General features: G+C 56.0%; 18 protein-coding genes, 1 tRNA gene and 1 pseudogene. 16 read left to right on the top strand and 4 right to left on the bottom strand.

Going from position 1 to position 25,728, the window contains the following annotated elements; translation table 11 throughout:
* The first annotated feature begins 35 nt into the window (after window positions 1–35).
* The 3 genes from PREDE_RS04960 to PREDE_RS04970 all read left to right on the top strand — a co-directional run bounded on the left by PREDE_RS04960 (window position 36) and on the right by PREDE_RS04970 (window position 2,175).
* Window positions 36–1,184 carry a hypothetical protein gene (locus tag PREDE_RS04960; protein WP_005844704.1) on the top strand — a complete coding sequence of 383 codons (1,149 nt, stop codon included), beginning with the start codon at window positions 36–38 and terminating at the stop codon, window positions 1,182–1,184.
* 180 nt (window positions 1,185–1,364) lie between these two features.
* Window positions 1,365–1,610: a hypothetical protein gene (locus PREDE_RS04965; protein ID WP_005844706.1), complete on the top strand. Its 246-nt coding sequence runs from the start codon at window positions 1,365–1,367 to the stop codon at window positions 1,608–1,610.
* Window positions 1,611–1,956: 346 nt separating this feature from the next.
* Window positions 1,957–2,175, top strand: coding sequence for a hypothetical protein (locus PREDE_RS04970; protein ID WP_005844708.1), 219 nt, complete (start codon window positions 1,957–1,959; stop codon window positions 2,173–2,175).
* Window positions 2,176–2,451: 276 nt separating this feature from the next.
* Here PREDE_RS04970 and PREDE_RS04975 read toward each other — a convergent pair whose 3' ends face one another.
* Together PREDE_RS04975 and PREDE_RS04980 are read right to left on the bottom strand one after the other, a co-directional pair.
* A complete protein-coding gene (locus tag PREDE_RS04975; RefSeq protein ID WP_005844709.1) occupies window positions 2,452–4,506 on the bottom strand; it encodes a RagB/SusD family nutrient uptake outer membrane protein in 2,055 nt (684 codons plus the stop codon).
* Between the two features lie 40 nt (window positions 4,507–4,546).
* The gene (locus PREDE_RS04980) at window positions 4,547–7,780 is read right to left on the bottom strand and encodes a SusC/RagA family TonB-linked outer membrane protein (RefSeq protein WP_044126896.1); all 3,234 of its coding nucleotides are present in this window, start codon (window positions 7,778–7,780) and stop codon (window positions 4,547–4,549) included.
* Window positions 7,781–8,168: 388 nt separating this feature from the next.
* Between PREDE_RS04980 and PREDE_RS04985 the strand changes: the two genes are divergently transcribed.
* From PREDE_RS04985 to PREDE_RS04995, 3 genes are all read left to right on the top strand, one after another.
* Window positions 8,169–8,981, top strand: a complete 813-nt coding sequence (locus PREDE_RS04985; protein ID WP_005844711.1) for a CPBP family intramembrane glutamic endopeptidase — start codon at window positions 8,169–8,171, stop codon at window positions 8,979–8,981.
* A 13-nt stretch (window positions 8,982–8,994) separates the two neighbouring features.
* A complete protein-coding gene (locus PREDE_RS04990; protein ID WP_044126794.1) occupies window positions 8,995–11,019 on the top strand; it encodes a M13 family metallopeptidase in 2,025 nt (674 codons plus the stop codon).
* A gap of 325 nt (window positions 11,020–11,344) precedes the next feature.
* Window positions 11,345–12,856, top strand: coding sequence for an alpha-L-fucosidase (locus PREDE_RS04995; RefSeq protein ID WP_044126898.1), 1,512 nt, complete (start codon window positions 11,345–11,347; stop codon window positions 12,854–12,856).
* A gap of 138 nt (window positions 12,857–12,994) precedes the next feature.
* Here the strand turns inward: PREDE_RS04995 and PREDE_RS05000 are convergent, their stop codons facing one another.
* Window positions 12,995–13,699 carry an FKBP-type peptidyl-prolyl cis-trans isomerase gene (locus PREDE_RS05000; protein ID WP_005844715.1) on the bottom strand — a complete coding sequence of 235 codons (705 nt, stop codon included), beginning with the start codon at window positions 13,697–13,699 and terminating at the stop codon, window positions 12,995–12,997.
* A gap of 7 nt (window positions 13,700–13,706) precedes the next feature.
* Window positions 13,707–15,275, bottom strand: a complete 1,569-nt coding sequence (locus PREDE_RS05005; RefSeq protein ID WP_005844717.1) for a glycine--tRNA ligase — start codon at window positions 15,273–15,275, stop codon at window positions 13,707–13,709.
* Window positions 15,276–15,529: 254 nt separating this feature from the next.
* Between PREDE_RS05005 and PREDE_RS05010 the strand changes: the two genes are divergently transcribed.
* From PREDE_RS05010 to PREDE_RS05055, 10 genes and pseudogenes are all read left to right on the top strand, one after another.
* Window positions 15,530–17,095 carry an amino acid adenylation domain-containing protein gene (locus tag PREDE_RS05010; protein WP_005844719.1) on the top strand — a complete coding sequence of 522 codons (1,566 nt, stop codon included), beginning with the start codon at window positions 15,530–15,532 and terminating at the stop codon, window positions 17,093–17,095.
* Window positions 17,074–17,316, top strand: coding sequence for an acyl carrier protein (locus tag PREDE_RS05015; RefSeq protein WP_005844721.1), 243 nt, complete (start codon window positions 17,074–17,076; stop codon window positions 17,314–17,316). Before PREDE_RS05010 ends, PREDE_RS05015 begins: the two co-directional genes overlap by 22 nt.
* An 18-nt stretch (window positions 17,317–17,334) precedes the next feature.
* Entirely contained in the window at window positions 17,335–18,705 is a 1,371-nt protein-coding gene (locus PREDE_RS05020; RefSeq protein ID WP_005844723.1) for an MBOAT family O-acyltransferase, read from the top strand.
* A gap of 31 nt (window positions 18,706–18,736) precedes the next feature.
* Complete coding sequence (locus PREDE_RS05025) at window positions 18,737–19,783, top strand: hypothetical protein (RefSeq protein WP_005844725.1); 1,047 nt, start codon at window positions 18,737–18,739, stop codon at window positions 19,781–19,783.
* A gap of 79 nt (window positions 19,784–19,862) precedes the next feature.
* Complete coding sequence (locus PREDE_RS05030) at window positions 19,863–22,619, top strand: DNA gyrase/topoisomerase IV subunit A (protein ID WP_005844727.1); 2,757 nt, start codon at window positions 19,863–19,865, stop codon at window positions 22,617–22,619.
* 28 nt (window positions 22,620–22,647) lie between these two features.
* Window positions 22,648–23,463: a DUF3316 domain-containing protein gene (locus PREDE_RS05035; RefSeq protein ID WP_005844729.1), complete on the top strand. Its 816-nt coding sequence runs from the start codon at window positions 22,648–22,650 to the stop codon at window positions 23,461–23,463.
* Between the two features lie 65 nt (window positions 23,464–23,528).
* A complete protein-coding gene (locus tag PREDE_RS05040; RefSeq protein ID WP_005844731.1) occupies window positions 23,529–24,527 on the top strand; it encodes a S41 family peptidase in 999 nt (332 codons plus the stop codon).
* Between the two features lie 17 nt (window positions 24,528–24,544).
* A complete protein-coding gene (locus PREDE_RS05045) occupies window positions 24,545–25,063 on the top strand; it encodes a Tex-like N-terminal domain-containing protein (protein WP_005844732.1) in 519 nt (172 codons plus the stop codon).
* A gap of 13 nt (window positions 25,064–25,076) precedes the next feature.
* Window positions 25,077–25,364 (top strand): annotated as a pseudogene (locus tag PREDE_RS05050) (S1 RNA-binding domain-containing protein); the annotation flags it as partial.
* A gap of 161 nt (window positions 25,365–25,525) precedes the next feature.
* Window positions 25,526–25,607: transfer RNA gene (locus PREDE_RS05055), tRNA-Leu, on the top strand.
* The last annotated feature ends 121 nt before the right edge of the window (window positions 25,608–25,728 follow it).

Here is a 25,728-nt window from a genome sequence, read left to right on the forward strand (position 1 = left end):
ATAAAGTAAAAGAACTGTATGTTTAATATAGAACAATGGAAGGAAAATTACAATTAAGAAAACCAGAGAACTGGCAGGACTTTGAAAGATTATGTAAAGTCTTGTGGGGAGAACTTTGGGAATGCCCAGATACTATCAAGCGTAATGGGAAACAGGGTCAAGCTCAAAAGGGGGTTGATGTATATGGCATAAAAAAAGGAGAAACCGCTTATCGTGGCATACAGTGTAAAGGAAAAGATGATTATACGAATAGTCAATTGACAGAATCTGAAATAGATAATGAGATTGCTAAGGCTCTTCTATTTACTCCAAAGTTAAAATCATTCTATTTTGCTACGACAGCAAATAAAGACGCTCACATAGAAGAATATATCAGAAAGAAGAATTTAGAAAGTATTTCTAAGGGAGAATTTGAAATAGATATTTTTGCTTGGGAGGATATAGTTGATTTGATTGAGGCACATCGGAATACATATAATTGGTTTCTTAATAATTGTAGTTATAAAGATGTATCGGATGTTGAAGTTTTCATTGGTGGAAAAAAAGAATATACGATTTCTCCTGAATATTTTCGAATAACTAAGGAATACCATTTAAAAGCACAGGAGTTGTCATGGCTTTCAGAAGAATCGCTAAAGCTTATACAGGCTAATACACATTTTATGAACTTAAATGATGTTCTTTATCCACCATCAAAGCATGATTATCGCTGGTGTACCATATCCATAAACATTTATAATACTGGTAAAACAGTAATAGAAGATTATAAGCTATCCATAATAATAGAAATGGAGAATGTTTTAGAAATTAGTGATAAATTTCATTATTATAATAGTAGATTAATGGATCAGGCTGCCGTAGCTCAAATTAATGCAGGGAAAGATGCTCAAAGAGAAGTTTTTGAGTCGACAGAATATTGTGATGTTATTGAGTATCGTCCTAAAGATAGAATATTAGTTCAAGATGATCACAGAACTTTTAAGATTGCAGTAAAACCTAAGGATAATGTACAATCAATAAAGGTTATGTGGGTTCTTCATTCACGCAACTACAAAAAGGAAGGAGAACTCATATTGAATGTTGAACCTAAATTTGAGGATAAGAAGGAAAAAGTTGAAGTAGACAATATTGATGAATTAAAGGAAAATGAAGTGATTATTTTACCAAAGATAGTGGAAGAATAAACTTTTGTAATTTGGTGTTCCATTAAATTGTTAATAGGAGTTGTATCTGTTCTTGTGATAACATCCAAGATGTTTACTAATCAATACTACTCAAATTGAGGAAACATTTTTGTACCATACAAATATAAATCATTGATTATCAGCGTAGGATATATTTGAGGAAGTAAATTTACGTCAATTATGCTTTTCTTCTACATCCTTTACGCATCACTCCTTCTCCTCCTTGCCCCATTCCTCGTGGCCGGCAAGGGCTTCGGAGGCTTCCTGCTCTTCTTTGCCCTCTCCATGGGCATACCCGTGGCTGGTTCCATCCTTTGGGCGTGGCTCTGGGCTCCCGGCAACAGTGCTGCCAATGTCCGCGTAACCATCGCCTTTCACGTCCTTGCTGCAAGCCTTGCCCTAATTTGGCTGCTTTCAGCCGCTTAACCTTCTATTGTCCTTTCGACTCTCCCTTGATACTGTTACCTTTGCCTCATATCACAGAACACCTCAGTTTCCTCGACATCCAGTACCGCCACCTCGGCCACGCGGGCCAAGGGTCGTGCCAACCTCTACAACAAGCTCGTGTGGCCCATCCTTTACAAGCACGTCTTCCCCAAGCTCCGCTACGGTCTCACCGACGAGGTACGGCGCGAGTTCCGCGGCAAGCTCAAGCGGGCCGTCGAGATCTGACGTACCCATAGGGGTTCTTCCGTCATCAATAGGGGTTTCTCCTTGTGTTTCCCATCCAAATGGCCTATATTTGCAATACAAATATTCAAAGTTGCACCATATGATAACGGCATTGTTTCTCATCATAGCCTTTTTCCGCCGCAAGCGGTTCCTCACTGAAGGCACCTGTTGGGCAGACAGGATTCTGTATTATTTCCTGAACATCCCCCTCACGCCCATTTTCGGCCCCATGCTTTTCACTTGGATCATGAATGCAAGAGACGGCGGATCTTCCGATTGTGTAGCCCCTCCCCCCGACTTCAGCGGTCATTTCATGTAGCATTCCTTGCCGTTTCACCCCATACCAATATCTTTGCCTGGTTGTTATTACTACTGCAAAGATACAAATTTTCAAGTAAGTTACAATTGCGGAAAGTCATACGCGAGCCGATATTCGGTTGTCTTTGCTACCGAGAAAGCACAAATTATCAAGCCAACTACAAAATCTAAAAGAACAGTGAGCTATCTGTACTTACCACAACAACCCTGCCCGTCCATGGCAAAAGGCGGCGACTCTTGTGCCGCCCACAGCCACAAACAGGCAGGGATGATGATGTTAGTTCTGTGATGCCGGCGTGACGGCCGTGCTTCCGGCTACATCCTCGTCGGCGATGGCATCTGCATAGTTGGTCCACATGGGTATACTCTCGCTATAACCATCGTACCCGAAGTTCTGGCGCAACGTGCCTTGGTTGTTGGCCGTGATGGCACTGTTGGGGATAGGCCAGAAGATATTGTGCTTGTTCACCTTGTACTCAAAGCTCTGGTTGCCCTGCTGACCCCTGCCGTATTCGTGGTTGAACACGTTGTAGTGCGTGCAGCGGCGATACCAGTAGTTGCCGCCGCTGAGGTCGGTGCCCTCTTGCTTGTCCCAGTTGTCGAGGCTATAGGTGTTGCCCCACTCGTCGGGCTTGCCGCTGCGGGCCAGACACCAGCTCACACGCACCATCTCAGCCTGACGGAACTCCTCGAGGTACAGCTCGCGCGCACGCTCGTCCATAATGTTGCCGATGGTCACTGTGGTGAACATCTTCTTGGCATTGGCCCGTCGGCGCACGGCATTCACATCCTCGGCAGCTCCGGCAGCATTGCCTTGATAGAAGCGGGCCTCGGCACGCAACAGGTAAGTCTCGGCCAGACGGAACAGATACATGTCGCCGTTGCAGCCCTTGCCCTGTGCGCCTTGGAACTGGTTGGCCCCTTGATTGGCCTCGGCCACCTCGTCCTTGATGTAGAGCTGGTAGAGCGGTGTGGGGTACCAGGAGCGGATGGTGTCCGAGCAGAGGATGTCGCCTTTATGGACAAGCACCTTGCCGTCGGCCCCCACGTAGTCCTCGGTGGCATAGAGTTGGTAGTGCTGGCCGTAGCAGGTGGACTTGCGATTGTTGTATTTGAAGTCCTCCATCTCCATCCAGTTGCCCACCTCACGGTTGTGGCGCAGGTCCTGCCAGTCGGTTTCTCCGTCGTAGTTCCAGATGGTCTTGTTGAAATAGTACGAGGTACGGTTCACGGCAATGCCGCGTCCGGCCGCGCGCACCCAGTCGAGCGTGTCGTTGTAGTTCGCGTTGTTGCGGGCAATGTTGTTACCCGGCGTGGCCATTCCGTGCGGGTCGCGGATGACGCTGTTGCTCCAGTGCACGAAGACGGCACGCATAATATTATAGGTGGCGAAGTCCTCGTCGTTGGAGTTGACAATCATCATGATGGTCTCCTTGTTGGCCGGATTGGCGATGTTGGGCGTGCGGTGCAGATCCCACACCACGTTGCGCGTCACTTTCCAAGTCTTTTCCTCACCCGACGGCTGCCAGGTACCGAACGGATCCGTCATCAGCTCCAGTCCGTGATTGCTGATAAGATCGGTGGCCATGGCCTCGGCCTTGGCATACTCGCCCACGACCAGATAACACTTGATGAGCAGCTGCATGCAAGCCTCCTGGTTCACTTGGCCCACATACTGCATCTTACTCTGCGCCGGAACATGCTGCACAGCAAACTCCAAATCGCGCACAAGCATCTGGAACACAGCCTCCTTGCTCGTCGAAGTATAGTTGCGCTTGGGCACCTGGAGCAGTTTCGTCACCAACGGTATGTCGCCAAACTGCAGACAGAGATTGTAGTAGGCATAGGCCCGGTGGAAGTAGGCGCGCCCCACGTAGGCATCGCGCGTGGCATCGTCAAGCCCCTTCACCTGGCTGGCATACGACAGGATGGAGTTGGCATACTTCACCATATTGTAGCCCTGATCCCAGAACCGCTGCATGTAGTTGCCGTCACCACCGCCGGCCATACCCGACGTGGGTGTGAGTTTGGCGTCGAAATTGTCCTGAAATCCGCCGCCCATGTCGGTCTTAGCATACATGCCCACGTCGGACATGAGGTAGTTGGTGAAGATGCCCACATTGTTCCAGTTGCCGTCGATGCGGTAGGTCTTCAGCTGTTTGTCACACTGCGTCAGCGCCGACTGCAGGCCCGCCTCTGTGGTATAAGTCTCACTGGGCTCGTAGAAAGACAAGGGCTTCTGCTCCAGAAAACTGTCCGAGCAGGCCGCCATGGAGCCTGCCATGGCCAGCAGCAGGGCCCCGCGTGCTATGTTGTTGATGCTATTTTTCATGTTGATGTGTTTTGAATGAATAAGTAAAAAGCAGTGACCGCTACATGGTCAGCGACACGCCGAACAAGAACTGACGGTTGGAGAACCCTCCTGTTTCCGGATCGCCGTATTCCCAACTGTCGATGGTGAACAGATTGTGCACGCCTGCCGAGAGGTGTACGCGCTCAATACCCCACTTCTGTGTGAGCATCTTGGGCAACGTATAACCCAGCGTCACGTTGTCCACGCGCACGTAACTGCGGTTGTAAACCTTCTGAATGCCGGTCACGCCCGACGGGCCCACGGCGTTCAGACGGGCGTAGTCGTTGGTGGGATTGTCCGGCGTCCAGTACTCCTTTTTATAGGTATTGCAGGTGTTGGTAAACATCGAGCCGGAGTTGTCGCCGTTGAGCCAGTAGCCGGCGCGGCTCTTGTGGCCCATGTACGAGTACATTGAGAAAGAGAACGTAAAGTCCTTGAACAGCGTGAAGTCGTTGCGCAGCGTCCAGTAGACGGGCGGATTGGTCGTGCCTTGATACACGCGATCGTTGTCGTTGTAGACAGGCGTGCGCGTGCCGTCGGGGTTGATTCTGTCGTCTTCAGTATAGACATTCACCACCTTGGGGTCGCCGGGCTTCTGGTTCACCTTGGCGGCCTCCTCGGCTTCGTTGGCCTGCCAGATGCCGTCTGTCTTCCAATACCATATCTCACCAATGGACTTGCCGATGAACCAGCCGTTGGAAGTATCGTCTACCTCCTTGCCATCCTTGTCATATTCGTAGTAAAGATGCTTGATGCGGTTCTTGTTGTAGGAGAAGCCGAGGCTGGTGTTCCAGGTGAAGTTCCTGTTCTTGATGTTCTGTGAGTTGAGCGTTATCTCGACGCCGGAGTTGGTCACCTCGCCCAGATTGGTGGTGATGCCGCTGAAACCAGTGAAGTTGGGCAGCCGTTGCGTCATAATCATGTCGTGCGTGCGCTTGGTGTACCACTCGATGCTACCCGAGAGCCGCTGTCCCAGGACGGCGAAATCCAACCCCACATTCCACGATGTGGTCTTCTCCCACTGCAGGTTCGGGTTGGCCAGCCGGTCGATGCTCAGGGCCTGAACCGTGCTTTGACTTGTCTTGCCGTAGTCGTAGTAGGCGTAGAGTCCGCCGTTCGACAGGTTGGAATAGGCAATGTAAGTGTCCTTGAGCGAGCGGTTGCCGTTGGTGCCGTAGCTCACGCGCAGCTTGCCATAGTCGAGCCACGGCAGCTTTGCGAAGCTCTCTTCCGAGAACACCCAGCTGCCGCCGAGCGACCAGAAGTTGGCCCACGGGTTGTTCATGCCGAATGCCGAGTAGCCGTCGCGACGGAAAGTGCCGGTAAACATGTAGCGATCCTTGTAGCCATAGAACAGTCGGCCCAGGTAGGCGGCGGCCGTTATCTCCCGGTCGGTGGCCGAGAAAGCGCTCTGTGCCTTGTTGGCACCGGCGATGTAGTGGAAGCCGAGCACGTCGGTTGGCATGATGTTGCGGGCCTCGATGCGGTCGTTCCACGACTGGTTCTTCTCGGCCTCCTGCACAAGAGTCACGGTGAAGTGATGGTCACGATTGAACGTGCGGTCCCACGTCAGCGTGTTGTTGAGGTTCCAGTCAAAGGTTTTCGACATCTCGCGATCGGCGCCACGCGTCGAGGGTGTGCTGTTGGGCAGTTCGGCCGAGAGGAAGTAGCGGTTGTAGAACCACTGCAGACGCGGGGCGATGTTGAACGAATAGGTGAAGCCGAAAGGCAGTCTCACCGTGGCGTTGTAGATGACATTCAGCGTGGTGTAGCCCTTCTCCAGATTGATGTACTGCTGGTCGAAGTGGTAATTGTAGCCTCCGTTGGTGGGGTTGCCGCTGTTCGGGTACTGCTGTTCGCGGCCGTCGGCATCGTAGCGCGAGGAGTAAGGCGACTGCCGCAGCTGGTTGCTGTCCCAATAGTTGTCGGCCACGCGGTTCTCGGACAGGTTGAAACCGAAAGGCACGGGGCTCGACTCGTCGGAGCGATCCTGGAAGTTCACGTTGACGCCCATCGTGAGCCAGTCGGTGATGTCGGCGTTGAGTTTCAGGTTGGAACGGTAGGCATGGTAGGTGTCGCCCTGCACCGCGCCCTCGTTGCGCAGGTAGCCGAAGCTCAGATAGTAGTTCACTTTCTCAGATGCTCCCGATATGCTGGCGTTGTAGTCCTGGTCAAAGCCCGTGCGGAACACGGCTTTCTCCCAGTCGTAGGACTTGCCGTCAAGATAGTTCTGCATCACAAGGGCGGCATCGGCATCAAGTCCCATGCGGCGGGCATAGAGCGAGCGCAGGTCCTCGCCAGCCTGTAGGGTCTTGGCGCCCGTCGTGGCCCACTGCTCGGTCGACAGCCCGTACTTCCAGAGATTGTGCACATTGTCGTAGTAGCCCTCGGGCACGCCGCTGGCCGTGCCGTAGTAGCCCCACGTGCCGTCGGCCCGGTAACCGTAGGTCTGCGCCTTGTACCAGTCCTCGCGATAGGTCATGTACTCGTCGGCATTGAACATCTTGCGGTACTGCGCCTTGGTGTTGGCGGCCAGGTTGGCCGATACGTTGATGACGGGTTTGCCCATCTTTCCTTTCTTGGTGGTGATGATAATCACGCCGTTGGCGGCCTTGGCGCCGTAGACGGCGGCCGAGGAAGCATCTTTCAGCACGTCCACCTGAGCAATGTCGTCGGGGTTGATTTCCGACAGTTCACCGCTGAACTGCATGCCGTCGAGCACGATAAGCGGCGAGTTGTGCGAGCCCTCTGTATAGAGCGAGTTCTGTCCGCGCAGCTGCAGCGAGCCGCCGCCCTTGGCCGTGGTGCTCATGCCCACCTGCAGTCCCGGCGTGCCGCGCAGGATGTCCTGCACGCTGTTAGGGTTCTGGTCGGCTATCTTGCTCGGGTCTATCTGCACCACCGAGCCCGTGAGATCTTTCTTGCGCATCGTGCCATAGCCCACGACCACCACGTCGGTCAGCGTCTGCGAGTCTTCTTTCAGCTGCACGAGGGTCTGCGCGCTGGCCGTCACGGTCTGCGTCTGATAGCCCACATAGGAGATTTCGAGCCTGGCACCCTTGTCGGCCTGCAACGTGAAGTTGCCGTCAATGTCGGTCACGGTGGCTGTCTTCGTGCCGGTCACACGAACCGTGGCACCGATGACGGGCTCGCCGTTGGCGTCGGTCACGGTTCCCCTTACGGTACCCACCTGCTGCACCACTTGCGTTGCGGGAGCTGCCGCAGCCGCGAGCCCTCCACTCCACAGTCCCATGGTTGCGATGGCACAAGCCACGACCCACGGCAATCCTTGCGAATGTTTTCTTCTGTTCATAAGCGTAAAAGCATTTAGGTTGATTGATGAAATGATGATGGTCATACGCGCGTCTCCACACATTTGACGCCGGTTTAATTTTTTATAAAAGTAGCCAAAGTTTTAAAAACAGCCTAAACGGAACACGACATTTAAGCTATATTAACACGCCGGACGTTTCAACGGATTCCCGCATCGCGTTCTCCGTGGGCCGGACAGACGTGAAAGTGCGTGCCTAACGTTAAATATTGATATTTTCCTACCCGAAAGCGGCGTTTTCCTTGCAATCTGTTGAAAAAGCCGCTACCTTTGCATCAACTTTAACCTACCTGGGCAAGGCCCCACCCGTATGAGACAAAGAGAAGATGTAAAGAAAGCCAACGCCAAGCGCATTGCCTGGGGCATTGTGATGTTTTTCCTGTTGCAGATCGCCGGCGCGCTGGTCGTGGCGCCGTTTGCGCTGGGCTATTATGCCATTGCCGGGCACAGTGACGCGCAGGTTTCGGCCTGGCTCCTCGCAGCGGCCGTGCTGCTGGGCTACGTGTTCGTCATCCGCTTCTTCCTGAAACGCCGGTGGACGGCCATCCGCTGGAGCCCCATCGCGCGTGCCGACCGCCTGGCCTTGTGTCTGCTCACGGTGGCGATGACCATCGGTTTCGCGCTGCCCGAGACCTATGCCAGCGAACTGCTGAACCTGAACGACGACCTCTCCGGCATGTTTTCCCTGCTCTCGCACAACGTGCTGGGCACGCTGGCCATCAGCATCATCGGGCCCATCGGCGAGGAGCTCGTGTTCCGTGGCGTGGTGCTCAAGGGGTTGCTGCGCCTGTCGCGGCGGCCGTGGGTGGCCATCGTGGGCTCGGCCCTCATCTTCGGACTGGTGCACATGAACCCCGTGCAGGTGTTCGGCGCCTCGCTCATGGGCCTCGTCATGGGGTGGCTCTACGTGCGCACGGGCAGCCTGGTGCCCGGCATCGTGATGCACGTAGCCAACAACTCACTCTCGACCGCCCTCATGTTGGCATTTGGCGACGACTTCCTTCTCACGCAGTCCATCCCCTCCGTGGGCCTCAACGTGGCTCTCTGCCTGGCCGGCTGCCTGCTCTTTGCCGCCACAATCCGGACACTTGACCGCCGGCTGGCACGAAGAATTTATATTTAACACAACCATACACATGAAAAAAAGAATGATGCTGATGGGGCTGGCCCTCGCCGCAACCGGAGCCATGGCCCAGAACCTGTCATCGGGCATCGACCCGAACAACCTGGACACCTCGGTGCGTCCGGGCGACGATTTCTACCATTATGCCGCCGGCGGCTGGCTCAAGGCCCACCCGCTCGACGCCGAACACTCGGACAACGGAGCCTTCACCGACCTGTACGAACTGAACCAGACCCGTATCCAAGAGCTCATCCTGCAATATGCCGACGCCCCGCAGCAGCAGGGCACCCTCGGGCAGAAGATCGGTTCACTCTACAAACTCATGATGGACAGCACGCGCCTCAACCGCGAGGGCTGGGCTCCCATCAAGCCCACGCTCGACAGGATTGCCGCCATCAAGGACCGCCGCGAGTACCAGCTCGTCACCTCGCAGCTCGACCGCAACGGCGAAGCCACGATGATGTTCGGACTGGGCTGCGGCGCCGACATGCGCAACGCCGACTGGAACATCGTCAGCATCTCGCAGGGCGGGCTGGGACTGGGCTCGCGCGACTACTATCTGACCACCGAAGGACAGAACAAACGCGTGCTCGATGCCTATAAAAACTATCTGAAAACACTCTTCCAAATGACTGGCTGCGACGCCTCCACGGCCCAGCAAAAGATGGAAACCGTGCTGGCCATCGAGACGCGCATTGCCCAGGCCAGCTACGACGAGGTGAAGCTGCGCGACGTTGACGCCAACTACCACAAGATGTCCTACGCGCAGCTCCTGTCTCAGTTTCCGGGCATCGACTGGGGCAACGTGTTCCTGGCCGGCGGCTTCCCCGCCTTCGACCAGGTGGACGTGAGCCAGCCCGAACCCATCCACGAGGTGGAGAAGATACTGGCCGAGGCCTCGCTCGACGACCTCAAGACCTATGCCGAGGCCAAGGTAATAGCCGGCGCGTCAAGCCAACTGAGCGACGCTTTCCGCGCCGAAGCCTTCAAGCTCAGCTCGGTGCGGAGCGGTGTCCAGCAGGATCGGCCGCGCTGGAAACGCGCCGTGACCCTCGTGAGCGGCACGCTGGGCGAGGCCATCGGCAAGCTCTATGTGGAGAAATACTTCCCCGAGAGCTCCAAAAAGCGCATGCTCGAGCTGGTGCACAGCCTGCAGACGGCCCTGGGCCAGCGCATCGACGAGGCCACATGGATGAGTCCCGAGACCAAGGCACAGGCCAGGGAAAAGCTCGCCAGCTTCATCATCAAGATTGGTTATCCCGACAAATGGAAAGACTACAGCGGATTGCAGGTTTCCGACAGCCTCTCGCTCTATGCCAATCTGCAGGCCATCAGCCGCTGGGCCACCGACGATTACATCGGCCGCACGGTGAACAAGAGGGTGGACAAAACGCGCTGGGGCATGACGCCGCAGACCATCAACGCCTACTACAACCCCACGACCAACGAGATTTGCTTCCCTGCCGCCATCCTGCAGCCGCCGTTCTTCGACCCCGAGGCCGACGATGCGGCCAACTATGGAGCCATCGGCGGCGTCATCGGTCACGAGATGAGCCACGGCTTCGACGACCAAGGCGCGCAGTTTGACAAGACTGGAAACCAGCGCAACTGGTGGACGCCGCAGGACAAGAAGAACTTCGACGCGCGCACCAAGACGCTGGCCGACTACTTCTCGCAGTTCGAAGTGCTGCCCGGCGTCAAGGTGAACGGCCAGCAGACACTGGGCGAGAACATCGGCGACAACGGCGGACTGAACATCGCCTTCCGCGCCCTGCAGAACGCCCTGAAGCAGAATCCGATCGGCGTGAAGGACGGATTCACCCCCGAGCAGCGGTTCTTCCTGGCTTGGGCCCGCGTGTGGGCCTCGAACGCCACGCCCGAATACGTGAAGTATCTGCTCACCGTTGACGTGCACTCGCCCAACTATGCGCGCGTGAACGCCGCCCTACCCCAGATCGATGCCTGGTACACGGCCTTCAAAATCAAGAAAGGCGACAAGATGTACCTGCCCAAGAACAAGCGCGCCCACATCTGGTAGGCGCGCCCACGGGGCCGTCGTGGCCCCGCCGTTGCACCGTAAAGGCCTTTTCTTTACGGTGCAACGGCATTACGATTACGGCCTTTTCGCGCGGCGATTACGGTACCGTCGCAACGCGGAAAACCCTTGACCCACGCCGCACTCGCCTTTGACATCCACCCGGAAAGGGATGACATCCCCAAAAAGCACCGAACTTTTCTGCGCCAAAACAGGATTTTTACAAATATTATTCGTAATATTGCAGTTATTGTTTAACCCTCTATGTCATGATATGAACAAACAAAAACAACTGTTCCAGATACCGGCCCGATGGCTTCCGCTTGCCATGAAGGCAGGTTTGTGCCTCTCGTTGGCGCTTCTGCCCCACCTCGTCAAGGCTCAGGAACCCAACATCGTGGTCATCGACCCAACCGATTCGCCGGCAGAAATCATCAGGAAGGCGGTTCGGGTGAGACCCTCCGAGCGGCAGTTCCGCTGGCAGCAGCAAGAGCTGACGGCCTTTATCCACTTTGGTGTCAACACCTTTACCGACCGCGAATGGGGAGACGGAACCGAGCAACCCTCCGTGTTTGCACCCACGGCCTTGGATGCCGACCAGTGGATCAAGGTTCTGAAAGACGCCGGTTTCAAGTGTGCCATTCTCACCTGCAAGCATCACGACGGCTTCTGTCTCTGGCCATCTGCCTACACGGAGCACAGCGTGAAGCGCTCGCCTTGGCAAAACGGGCGGGGCGATGTGGTGCGCGAGGTAAGCGACGCATGCAAGAAACACGGCATTTCGTTTGGTGTTTATCTGTCGCCCTGGGACCGCAACTCCCCGCTTTATGGAACGGAGGCCTACAATGACTACTTCGTTCATCAGCTCACCGAGCTGCTGACCCGGTACGGCAAGGTGGGCGAGGTGTGGTTCGACGGTGCCTGCGGCGAAGGCCCCAACGGGAAAAGGCAGTCCTACGACTTTGTCAGATGGTACCAAGTAATCCGCCAACTCCAGCCGGAAGCGGTCATCGCAGTGATGGGGCCCGACGTGCGCTGGGTGGGAACAGAGACCGGACGGGGCCGGGAGACGGAGTGGAGCGTTGTTCCCAACGACAACCTCGACCAAAAAGCAATAGCCCAAAACTCGCAGACCGAAATGCTCGCACAACCGGCAGGAGACATGACCGGGCAGGATTTGGGCAGTCGGAAAGTGATAGAGAAAGCCAAGACGCTCGTGTGGTATCCCGCAGAAATAGACGTGTCCATACGCCCGGGATGGTTCCATCACGACCATGAAGACGCCAAAGTCAAGACTCCACAGGAGTTGATGGACATTTATTTCAGCTCCGTCGGGAGAAACGGTGTCCTGCTGCTAAACGTTCCGCCCAATCGGGAAGGCCGCTTCTCAGAGGCAGACGTACGAAGCCTGAAGGGCATGAAAACACTGCACGACAGCATATTCGCCCGAAACCTGCTGTCCAAGGCGCATGTCAAATGCCCATCGGGAAAAGGAAACTTAAGGGCCATAACCGACGGAAATTACGACACATCCTATCAGCTGGCCGGCAAACGAGGCGTGGCGACCATCACCTTTACCCTCGGTCAAGAAGAAAAATTCAACGTGCTCGCCCTTCAAGAGGACATTCGCCAAGGGCAACGCGTGGAGAAATTCACGGCCGAAGTGAGGAATCAGGCCGGCGAATGGGAAAAAATCGCAGAGGGAACAACCGTGGGCTTCAAACGATTGCTAAGGTTCCCGGCGGCCCAAGGAAAGCAAATACGCGTGAACATTCTACAGGCAAGGGATGTGCCTTGCATCGCAGAAATCGGCCTTTACCATTCGGAAGCCCTGTATTGATGATATAAGATGACAGGCATGTAGCGGGGGCACACCTTGGGTGTGCCCCCGCTACATGCTTGGTTTTCGGGACATACAGGGCGTATGTCCCTATGAATCGGCAACAAACCAAGGGGTTGACCAGCCCTCGTTGAGGAGTTACTCGCTCACCCAGTCCGTGCCACGCTTGGCGTGGAAGTTGGGAACGGGGGTGCCTGCACGGAAGTAAGCCACGAGGTTGATGTCGAACGTCAGCACCGAGTAGGCAGGGATGGCCGCATTGCCCTTGGTTCCTGCACCCAAGGGCCACGCCATGTAGACCTCCCACTCGTCGCCGATGTGCATGCGCTGCAAGGCGGTGGCGAAGCCGTCGTAGAGGCCGGCCACGGCAAACTGGGCCGGTGCGGCCGTCGCCGTGGACGTGGCCTTGTTCCACGAAGAGTCAAACTCGCGGCCGTTGGGATAGGATGCGGAGGGCAGCAGACGGCCCTTGTAGTGCACCCGCACGGAGTCGGTGTAGAGCGGACTGCCCGAACCCGTACCCTCCTTGAGCACGTGCACTATAATAGAATAGGTGTTGTCCGTGCGCAGGGTGTCGGGGATGCTCCAGCTCTTGTATATCTTCCACGTGGTGTCGCCGGCGGCAATACGCTGCTGGGCCTGGGTGTAGAGGTTATTCCAATAAGCGGTGTTGGTGTTCCGCCAGTCGGGGTACTCCTCGGTCTCGTCGGTGGCTTCCGAGCACGAGGCCAGCCCCAGCGCCAAAGCCATGAGGGCCAGGGGCAGCAAGGCCAAGGCACGGCGCAGGGCGCGGCGGGCATTGGCCGCCGCGCCTTGCAGGGTGATATTGTCGTGATGCTTCATACGGTGTTTACTTGTCGAGTCCGGCAATCTGCTGCCCGAGCTTCTTCAGCACGGAGGTAATGCTCACCCGGTCTTCGATGATGGCACGCAGCTGGTCAATGTCCACACGCTCCTGCAGCATGGTGTCGCGGTGGCGCAGCGTCACCTTGTGGTCGTTGGGGGTGTCGTGGTCCACGGTGACACAGTAGGGAGTGCCCACGGCATCCTGACGGCGGTAGCGTTTGCCGATGGAGTCCTTGGGGTCGCCGTAGTGGGTGTTGAAGTGGAATTTCAGCTCGTCCACTATCTGATGAGCAATCTCCGGCAGCCCGTCTTTCTTGTCGAGCGGGAACACAGCGCACTTCACCGGGGCCAGCGCCTCGGGCAGTTTCAGCACCACACGGCTCTCGCCGTTCTCCATTTGCTCCTCCGTGTAGGCGTGGCACATCACGCTGAGGAACATGCGATCCACGCCGATGGAGGTCTCCACGTCGTACGGCGTGTAGCTCTCGTTGGTGTCGGGGTCGAAGTATTTGATGCTGCGGCCCGAGTATTTCTCGTGCTGCGACAGGTCGAAGTCGGTGCGGCTGTGGATGCCCTCCACTTCCTTGAAGCCGAACGGCATCTTGAATTCAATGTCGGTGGCGGCGTTGGCATAGTGGGCCAGCTTCTCGTGGTCGTGGTAGCGGTAGTTGTCGTTACCCATGCTCAGAGCCTCGTGCCAGGCCAGGCGCACCCGTTTCCAGTACTCAAACCACTTCATCTCGGTGCCGGGCTGGCAGAAGAACTGCATCTCCATCTGCTCGAACTCGCGCATGCGGAACACAAACTGGCGGGCCACAATCTCGTTGCGGAACGCTTTGCCTATCTGGGCGATACCGAAAGGCAGCTTCATGCGGCCCGTCTTCTGCACGTTCAGATAGTTTACAAAGATGCCCTGTGCCGTCTCGGGGCGCAGGTAAATCTTGTTGGCGGCATCCGACACGGAGCCCATTTCGGTGGAGAACATCAGGTTGAACTGGCGCACGTCGGTCCAGTTTTTGGTGCCCGAAATGGGGTCTGCGATGCCCTCGTCAAGGATGATTTGCTTCAGTGCTTCGAGGTCGGGGCCCTGCATGGCCTCGGTATAGCGGGCATGAAGCGCGTCGCGCTTCTGCAGGTTTTCCAGCACGCGGGGGTTGGTCTGGCGGAACTTGGCCTCGTCGAACGCGTCGCCAAATTTCTTCTGCGCCTTTTTAACCTCCTTGTCTATCTTCTCCTCGTACTTGGCAATCTGGTCTTCTATCAGGTTGTCGGCACGGTAGCGCTTCTTGGAGTCGCGGTTGTCGATGAGGGGATCATTGAAAGCATCGACATGCCCGCTGGCCTTCCACGTGGTGGGATGCATGAAGATACTGGCATCGATGCCCACGATATTCTCGTGCAGCAACACCATGGACTGCCACCAATATTGCTTGATATTATTCTTGAGCTCCACGCCATTCTGACCGTAGTCGTACACGGCGGCGAGCCCGTCATAGATTTCCGAACTGGGGAAAACGAAGCCATACTCCTTGCAATGGCTTACAATCTTCTTGAAAACATCTTCCTGTGCCATGTTTATTACTTGCTTGTTTTGATATAATTTGGTGCAAAGGTAAGGCTTTTTCAGCGATTACGGCCGGGACGAAGCGTTAAAATAGGGTAAAATAGAAACTTCCCGCCGACAGACAAAAAAAGCATTGCCCGATGCAAGAAATATGCAGAAAGTGCATTAAAAAAGAGAAAAACGAGTAGGGGAAAAACGTTCCTTTGCCGTTATATTTCAAAAAACAAGACTGCAAACAGAAAAAAGAACGTTAGCAAGCAACCATGCAACAGACAACCGAAAACACCGCAACATCGACAGACGGACCGTTGGCCGCACCCATGCTGGCCCGGCTGCGCCAAACCATGCAGCAGCATGCCGACCGCCCCGCACTGTGCATCGACGACCAATATTACACTTACCGCCAGCTGGCCCACGCCGTGGGCACCCTGCGCCACGCCCTGCATCCCCTGCCCGACCGCCACGTGGGTCTCGTGGCCAACGACGACCTGCACACCTATGCCGCCATCCTGGCCCTGTGGATGGAGGGCAAAAGCTATGTGCCCCTGCACCCGTTGCAGCCCCTGGCCCGCTGCCTTGACATCATCGGGCAGGTGGACATACAGACCGTGATAGACACCTCGGACAATACGCACTACACCGAGCAACGCGTTATCCGCCCTGACCGTCTGGAGCCACAGCCGACAGGCTGGGCCGCAAACGGCCCCACGACCGACGACCAGACGGCCTACATCCTCTTCACCTCGGGCAGTACGGGGCGGCCCAAGGGCGTGACCATCACCCTGGGCAACGTGGCCGCCTTTGCCGACTCGCTCTTTGCACTGGGCATCGAGCTGGGGCCCGACGACCGTTGCCTGCAAATGTTCGACCTGACGTTCGACATGTCGGTGGGCAGCTACCTGGCCCCATTGCTCTGCGGAGCCTGTGTCTACACCGTGCATCCTGGCCGCATCAAGTGGCAGGAGGTGTACCGGCTGATGGAGCAATACGCCATCACCGAGGCCCAGCTGGTGCCTTCGGTCATTCATTACATGCGCCCCTACTTCGATGAGATAGAGGCTCTGTCCATGCGCTACGTGCTCTTCGCGGGCGAGGGACTGCCCGCCGACGACGTGGCGGCGTGGCAACACTGTGTGCCCCGGGCCGAAGTGTGGAACGTGTATGGCCCCACGGAGAACACCGTCTACAGCACAGGCTACCTCATCCCCCGCAACAACATGGCCGCCTACAACGGCATCGTGGGCATAGGGCGCGCCATGCGCCACGTGCAACTGCGCGTGGCTGACGGGCAAGGCCGCCCCCTGCCCGCCGGACAGCCGGGCGAACTGTGCCTGGCCGGCCGTCAGCTCACCCCCGGCTACTGGGCCAACGCCGAGAAAAACCGAGAGGCTTTCTTCGAGGCCGACGGCCAGCGTTGGTACCGCACGGGCGACATCTGCGAGCTGCAGGCCGACGGCACCCTGCTCTATCAGGGCCGGCGCGACTCCCAGGTGCAGATACAGGGCTACCGCGTGGAGCTGAGCGAGATAGAGCATGTGGCCCGCACGTTCTACCATAAGGAGACGGGCGTGGCTGTAGTGCCGATGAACAACGGCAGCGGCGACATAGCCCTCTGCCTGGCTGTAGAGGGCACAGACGGGCAGACCGACAGACCCTTGATGGCCCATCTGCGGCAATATCTGCCCCAGTACATGCTGCCCACGCAGATACTCCACCTGCCGCAATTCCCACAAAATACCAGCAACAAGATAGACCGTAAGGAGATTCAGCGGTTGGCCATTGACCATTATCATCACAACATCCCATCATGGAAAGAGAAGAAGTATTGACTCAACTCAACGAGATTTTTGCAGAAGTATTCAAACGTCCCGGCATGCAGCTGGACTATGCACAGTCGGCCGATGACATAGACGAGTGGGACTCGCTCACCAATATGACGCTCATCAGCGAAGTGGAGCACCGGTGGGGCTTCAAGTTCAAGCTGCACGACATCATCAAGATGCGCAACGTGGGCGACATGGTAGACTGTATCGTGAAGCGCGCCAAATAGTCCTCAGACACCTTTTTTATGGAATTTCTCACCTTTGCGTTCGTGGCGCTCTTCGGCATCACGTTTCTGCTCTATTATGCCCGCCCGTCGCGAGCTTGGCAGCACGGCGTGCTGCTGGCTGCAAGCAGCATCTTCATTGCCTATTACCACTGGCAGTATCTGGCGGTGGCAGCGGGCGTAACCCTGTTCACTTTCTACATGGGCCGTTGGCTCCACCGCAGTCTCGACACGCGGCAGGCACCCGTCCTCTTTTGGAGTAGTGTGGCGGGATTGGTCGGTTTTTGGCTGCTGGCCCGCTACTGGTCGGGCATGTTCCCGCTGGGCATCTCGTTCTACACCTTCCAAGCCCTGGCCTATCTCATTGAGATTTACTGGGAGGAGGAGCCCGAGGACAGTCTGCCCGACTTTACTCTTTACATGCTGCTCTTTGTAAAGTTTCTCTCAGGCCCCATCGAACGGGCCGACAACCTGCTGCCCCAGCTGAAGACCGGCCGCCGGTTCGACTATGTGGAAGTGACACGCGGACTGAAACTCCTGGGCTGGGGCTGCTTCCTCAAACTCGTCATTGCCGACCGCATCGGGCCGTCGCTCGACGGTATTCTCGACCAGGTGCGGCAGGCCTCGGGCATGCAGATTCTGGTGGCCACCCTGCTCTACCCCATCCAACTCTACGCCGATTTTGCCGGCTACACCTGCATGGCTCTCGGACTGGGACGCATGCTGGGCTTCAACCTGCAACCCAACTTCGACCGGCCGTTCCTCTCGCAGTCCACGGGCGAACTGTGGCGGAGATGGCACATGTCGCTCTCGTTCTGGGTGCGCGACTACGTGTTTACCCCACTCAACGCCTCGCTGCGCGGCATGGGACGCACGGGACTCTGCCTGTCGCTGCTCGTCACGTTTGTGACCATCGGTGTGTGGCACGGTGCCGGATGGACGTTTGCCGCATACGGACTGTTCCAAGGCCTCATCATCATCTACGAAACACTTTTCAAGACCCAGCGGCAACGGGCCGAGCAGTGCGTGGGGCACCGGCTGTGGGCCGTGGTGATGCGGCTGCGTACCTATCTGCTCTTCGCCTTGTCGCTGCTCTTCTTCCGGCTGCCCACCATCGGCGACGTGGGCTATGCCTACGCCCATCTGGCCGACGGGTTCAACACTGACGTGAAAGAGTTGCGCCTGGGACTGCCCGACCATCTGTGGATTGTCTTTGGCATTGCCGTGGTGCTCATGTTTATCATCGAAGCCCTGAACAGCCGCCGTGATCTCATCCAGTGGAGCGAGCGGCAGAGTGCACCCCTGCGCTGGACGCTTTATGTGGTGGCCGTGTTCATCATCTTCCTCTACGGCTCGTTTGGAGTCGAGAACTTCATCTATGTGCAATTCTAAACAGACATCACCGTCCCATCCCAAGTCGAGTATGAAAAAACATCCTCTTGCCATCCTCTGCCTCAAGGCCTCGGCCCTGATCCTGCCTTTCCTGCTGCTGGTGGCCTATTATATCCAGCGCGACCCGTTCATGGTGATTCGCCATTATGCGGACTACGACCACAGCCACATCTGCCAGAACGAGGGCTATGTATCGTGGCAGAAATACAAACGCTACCGCGACACAGAACGCTACGATGCCTTTATCATGGGCAACTCGTGCACCATGGCCTTTGCCTGCGCCGACTGGAACCGGCACATTCACGGCCGCCCTTTCCGCCTGTTCTGCAACAACCTGGGGCTGGCCGACCTGCTGGAACAGCTCCAGGCCCTCGACCGGCAACCCCGGCAGCCGTTGCGCCACCTGCTCGTGGTGCTCGACCGACAGTCGTTTGTGAACTATCATCCCAGCACGGGAGCCATGCACATCATGCCGCCCGAGGTGAGCCACAAGCGGTGGCTTAAGGTGCAGACCGTCTTCCTACAGGCCTTTCTCGACCCCAAGGTACTGCTGCCCTATCTGCAATATGAGCTGACGGGCCAGCTACGCTCCTCGATGAGGGGCATCGTCAACGCTCATGTACCCGTGCGAACCACCTATACCAACGATGCCATCCTGGCGCAGGAAGACTCTATCCGCAAACAAGGCGAGGCTTATTGGAGCGGAGACTCATGGAAACACGCCCGAGAGACACGCCCATCGACAAGCCCCCGGCTGCTCTTTGCACCCCATGTGAGGCTGCTGCGCGAGATTCGCACCATCTGCCGACGAAACAACACCGACCTGCGCCTCGTCATCGGGCCCAACACCGACCGCATAGCCATGAATCCGCACGACGTGGCCACCCTGCGAGCCGTGCTCGGCCATGGCCGTGTCTACGACTACAGCAACGAAGACCGACTGAACGACTGCCACAACTTCTACGACGCATGCCACTACCGCCGACCGGTGGGCCGGCAAATCATGGATGCCATCTACCGGCAGCCTACAAGGCCAAGCCCAAGCCAACACCAAGGCGCGGGCCTCACTAAAAAATGACCACAAAAGGGCGGGAAGCCTCGGTTTTTGTCGATTTTTTGCTATCTTTGCAAGGAAATCCCAATGACAACCCATTCTTATGGACGACGATAGAACGAAAGACAAAGACCAAGACATGCCGGAAGACACCAGCAGCCACGCCGAAGAAACCAGCACAGACAGAGACGACGAGCTCACCGTGGACCTGCATTCCGACTACAAACCGGCCGGGCGTTTCGACGCCTCGGCCGTGCACCATCTCTCGGGCATGTACAAGAACTGGTTTCTGGACTATGCCAGCTACGTGATTCTGGAGCGGGCCGTGCCCAACATCGAAGACGGGCTGAAGCCTGTGCAGCGGCGCATCCTGCACTCCATGAAACGCATGGACGATGGCCGGTACAACAAAGTGGCTAACATTGTGGGTCATACCATGCAGTTCCACCCCCACGGTGACGCCTCCATCGGCGATGCCTTGGTGCAGTTGGGACAGAAAGACCTGCTCGTCGACACGCAGGGCAACTGGGGCAATATCCTGACAGGCGACCGTGCCGCTGCCCCCAGATATATCGAAGCCCGGCTCTCGAAATTCGCCCTGGAAACCGTCTTCAATCCCAAAACCACAGAGTGGCAACTGAGCTACGATGGACGCAACAAGGAGCCCATCAGTCTGCCCGTCAAGTTCCCCCTGCTGCTGGCACAAGGCGCAGAGGGCATCGCTGTGGGCCTGTCGAGCAAGGTGCTGCCCCACAACTTCAACGAGCTGTGCGATGCCGCCGTGAGCTATCTGCGTGGTGAGGACTTCCAACTCTACCCCGACTTTCCAACAGGCGGCGCCATCGACGTGTCCAAATACAATGACGGACAGCGTGGCGGCATGGTACGCGTGCGGGCCAAGATAGAGAAACTGGACACCAAGACTCTCGTCATCCGCGAGGTGCCCTATTCCAAGACAGCCGCCTCGCTGCAGGACTCCATCACCAAAGCCATCGAAAAAGGAAAAATCAAGGCCCGACGCGTCATTGACATGACGGCACGTCAAGTGGAGATACAGGTGCAATTGGCCCCGGGAGTCTCGTCGGACAAGACCATTGATGCCCTCTATGCCTTTACCGACTGTGAAATCAACATTTCGCCCAACTGCTGCGTCATCGATGAAAACCGTCCGGAATTTCTCACCGTAGGCGAGGTGTTGCGCCACAATGTGGACCGCACCATGGGACTGCTGCGCCAAGAACTCCTCATCCGAAAGGGCGAGTTGGAAGAGCAGTTCTTCTTTGCCTCGCTGGAGCGTATCTTTATTGAGGAGCGCATGTACAAGGAAAAGCGTTTTGAACAGGCTCCCAACCAAGAAGCGGTCATCGGATTTCTCGACGAGAAATTCTCCCCTTTCAAGGAAAAGCTCATCCGCGAGATTCGGCAGGAAGACTACCTGAGGCTGCTCGAAATCAAGATGCAACGCATCCTGAAATACAACAAGGAGAAAGCCGAACAGCTTCTGGCCAGAATCAAGGCGGAGATTAAGGGCATCAACCACGACCTGGCCCACATGACAGATGTGACCATTGCCTGGTACGAACACCTGAAAGAGACCTACGGCAAGGACTATCCCCGACTCACCGAAATACGCAGTTTCGACACCATTGAGGCGGCCACGGTGGTGGAAGCCAACGAGAAGCTCTACATCAACCGGCAGGACGGCTTCATCGGCACCGGGCTGAAAAAAGACGAACTGGTGTGCAGCTGCTCCGATCTGGACGACATCATCATCTTCTATCGAGACGGAAAGTACAAGATTATCAAGGTGGCCGACAAGATATTTGTGGGCAAGAACATTATATGGCTGCAGGTGTTCAAGAAGAACGACAGCCGCACGATATACAATGTGGTGTACCGCGACGGCAAGCGAGGCAGCTGTTTCATCAAGCGGTTCAACGTGACGAGTATGACGCGCGACCGGGAATACGACCTCACGCAGGGTACGCCCGGGTCGAGGGTGATGTATTTCACAGCCAACCCGAACGGCGAGGCGGAGGTCATCAAGGTGACACTCGACCCCGAACCGAAAAAGAAGAAGCAAAACATCTTCCTGGAGAAAGACTTCTCCGAGATAGCCATCAAGGGACGCACAGCCAAAGGCAACCTGCTCACCAAGAAGAGCGTACACCGCGTGACACTGAAAAGCCACGGCCGCTCCACGCTGGGCGGGCGAAAGGTGTGGTTCGACCCCGATGTGAACCGAATCAACTACGAGGAGCACGGACGGCTGCTCGGAGAGTTCAACGACGGCGAAAGCATCCTCGTGGTGCTCAACGGGGGCGACTTCTATATCACGGATTTCGATGTGAACAACCACTTTGAGAAAGGCATCAGGATTATTGAAAAGTGGAATCCCGAGAAAGTGTGGACGGCAGTGCTCTTCGATGCCGACAACGAGGGCTATCCCTACGTGAAGCGTTTTCTCATGGACGCCACAAAGCGGCGGCAGAACTACATCGGCGAAAATCCCAACAGCCAGCTCGTACTGCTCACCGACACCGTCTATCCACGCATACAAGTGACCTTCGGTGGCAACGATGCCGTGCGTCCTCCGATGGAGATAGATGTGGAGAGTTTCATTGCCGTGAAGGGATTCAAGGCCAAGGGAAAACGCATAGCCACTTGGCAGATAGACAAAATAGAGGAGCTGGAGCCACTGCGGATGCCCGATCCTGTCACCATGGAAGACGACGACGAGGACGAGACCGACACACATGCCGAAGAAACTGACCCTGATGCCGGCAAAAGTCAGCAGCAGATTATCGACGAGATGACAGGGCAACTCAGCCTCTTCCCGGATACCGACAACCTGGGCTGACATCCCGCCCCCTAAGACAAGACGAGCAATGAAAAAAGTGACGACCATGACCAGACCGCTGAAAATGCTTTTTCTGGGTGGGGTGCTGGCGACAAGCCTGACCGCCCTTGGGCAGACCGACTCTACAGGCCGACGGCTGCCGGCCGTCACCACACACCTGAACGTACTCGGCATGGGACACACCGATTTGCTCGACACCTATCTCTCACAGGAAAGGTTCACAGGGACGGAATTGGGCTATCTGTCGCAATCGGTGAGGCGGCGGCTTGACAGTAGAATCTCCAGTACATTCGTTCACCACATCATGCTGTCATCGGCCGGCACACGGGGCAACAGCAACTCTCTACTGACGGCAATGTACCATTTCATGCTGGGTTGGCACTACAACTGGAACTGGCCAGTGCCCCGCATCAGCGTGGCTCTTGGCGGAATGGTGGACGGCACACTCGGCGGCACCTACAATACACGCAATTCCAACAATCCGGCTCAAGCCCGAGCCGCCCTGAGTCTGGATCCGGCTGTGCGGATAGCATGGCCGTTTTCCATTGGCCATTGCCCACTAGTCCTGCACTACGAGGCGGCCCTACCGCTCATCGGCGCTGCGTTCTCGCCCAACTACGGACAGTCGTACTACGAAATCTTCTCGCGCAGCAACTACGACCACAATATCGTGATGACCTCGCCATTCAGCGGTCCACAGCTCCATCAAATGCTACTGCTCGACTTCCGTCTCTGGCGCGTCACTTTCACCATCGGCTATGGGGCCGACCTGAGACAGATGCGGGCCAACCAACTAAAATATCATCAATACACCCATGCGCTACTTTTTGGGTGGCGATACTAATCTTTTGACTCTCTTCCCACAAACCATCTCATAGCCAGAAGACCCATACATCCAAAATATCACCCATGCTCCGTCATCTTGCACCTTTGCTCCTGCTGCCCCTGCTGCTCGTCTCCTGTGTCACGGAGATTGAGTTTGCCAACGACCCACAAGGCAACTTCGAGGCCTTGTGGAAAATCATGGACGAGCACTACTGCTTTTTCACAGAAAAAGGCGTAGACTGGGACGATGTGCACAGCCGCTACCAAGCCCAGCCCAATGCCGGAATGACTGACAGCCAACTATTTGAAGTGCTCGGCAACATGCTGGCTGAGCTAAAAGACGGACACGTGAATCTCTATACCTCGTTCGACACCGGCCGCTACTGGAGCTTCCATGAGAATTATCCAAGCAACTACAGCGACACCCTCGTCAACCGTTATCTTGGCACCGACTATCGATTGACCAACGGACTGCGCTACCGCATACTCGACGACAACACGGGCTATATCCGCTGCACCACTTTCGAGCGGGCTCTGGGAGGCGGCAACCTCGACAACATTCTGCTTTTTCTGGCTCCTTGTCGTGGCCTCATCATCGACTTGAGACAAAACGGCGGAGGAATGCTCACGGCAGCTGAAGAACTGGCGGCTCGATTCACCAATGAGAAACGTCTCGTGGGTTACATGCGTCACAAAACAGGACGCGGACACACCGACTTTTCGGCCATGGAGGAGCAGTGGCTGAAGCCCAGCAGAGGAATGCGCTGGCAGAAGCCGGTGGTGGTGCTCACCAACCGCTCTGTGTTCTCTGCCGCCAACGAGTTTGTGAAATATATGAAATGTTGCCCGAAAGCCATCATCTTGGGCGACCAGACCGGAGGCGGGGCGGGACTGCCTTTCTCCAGCGAATTGCCCAATGGCTGGAGCGTGCGCTTCTCGGCCTGTCCCATGTATGACCGCGAAGGCCGCAGCACCGAAGACGGCATCGCACCCGACAAGGCCGTGACACAGACCATGTTCGACTTTCTCAGAGGCCGCGACACGCTCATTGAACAGGCACGCCGACTTATTTCCAATCATTAAAGAAACTCTCACTGCATATGAATCCATTCGCCCCATACATTGCCGAGAAACTCCATATTCGCGAGCCACAAGTAGACGCCACCATCGACCTGCTCGAGGCAGGTTGCACCATTCCTTTCATCAGCCGCTATCGCAAAGAGGCCACCGGCAACCTCGACGAGGTTCAAGTGGCAGCCATCAGCGACTTGAACGACAAGCTCAAGGAACTGCAGAAAAGAAAGAAAACTATTCTGAAGACTATTGACGAGCAGGGAAAGCTCACCGCCGAGCTGAGGCAACGCATAACCGGCACGTGGAATGCCACCAAACTCGAAGACCTCTATATGCCCTACAAGCCACGGCGACGCACACGGGCACAGGCTGCCCGCGAGTTGGGGCTCGAGCCGCTGGCCACGCTCATCATGATGCAGCGCGAGCGTAATCCAGAGGCGGCCGCACTGTGGAAAAGCCACTCTACTTTGACCCTTTTGGCCAAAAGGGTCAATCATATTATGGCCAAGGTGAGCAATCCTGTTTGGCCAAAAGGGTCAAAGTAGAGTGGCTTTTCCACTTGACCCGCGCGACAAGATAGAGACGTTCGAGTTCGACCCGCGCGTCAAGACCCCGGAAGACCTTGTAACAGGCATGGAACTGCCGGGAATCGTAACCAACATTACCAACTTTGGTGCCTTTGTCGACATCGGTGTCCATCAGGATGGGCTCGTCCACATCTCTCAGCTGGCCTACCGATTTGTCAAAGATCCCAACGAAGTGGTAAAGCTCCATCAGCACGTGCGCGTCAAGGTGCTGGAGGTCGACCGTCGTCGCCACCGTATCTCGCTCACCATGAAGTTCTGACTCCATTGTATCATGCCGTTCTGATGCTGCATCATACGATTGCGCTGCCTCTCGTTTACCATATAGCATATGGTTGAATTCCGTCACATGGTCGCTTCTGCAACTTTTCGGCCGTTCCTGGCCTTGGTTTAGAAATATATGCTTACCTTTGCAGCACAAATGCGCCTGTGGCGAAATTGGTAGACGCGCTGGACTTAGGATCCAGTTGTTCACGCAGTGCAGGTTCGAGTCCTGTCAGGCGCACATGGTAAAATCCTAACGATCTAACTAATTACGAGTAGTTGATATTTTATTTTTATAAATTTGCCAACATCTTGCCAACATAAATCGATGCTAATCCATATGGATTGGCAAAAGTAAGCTT

Origin of the sequence: Prevotella dentalis DSM 3688 (genome assembly GCF_000242335.1) — a bacterium.
GTDB lineage: Bacteria > Bacteroidota > Bacteroidia > Bacteroidales > Bacteroidaceae > Prevotella > Prevotella seregens.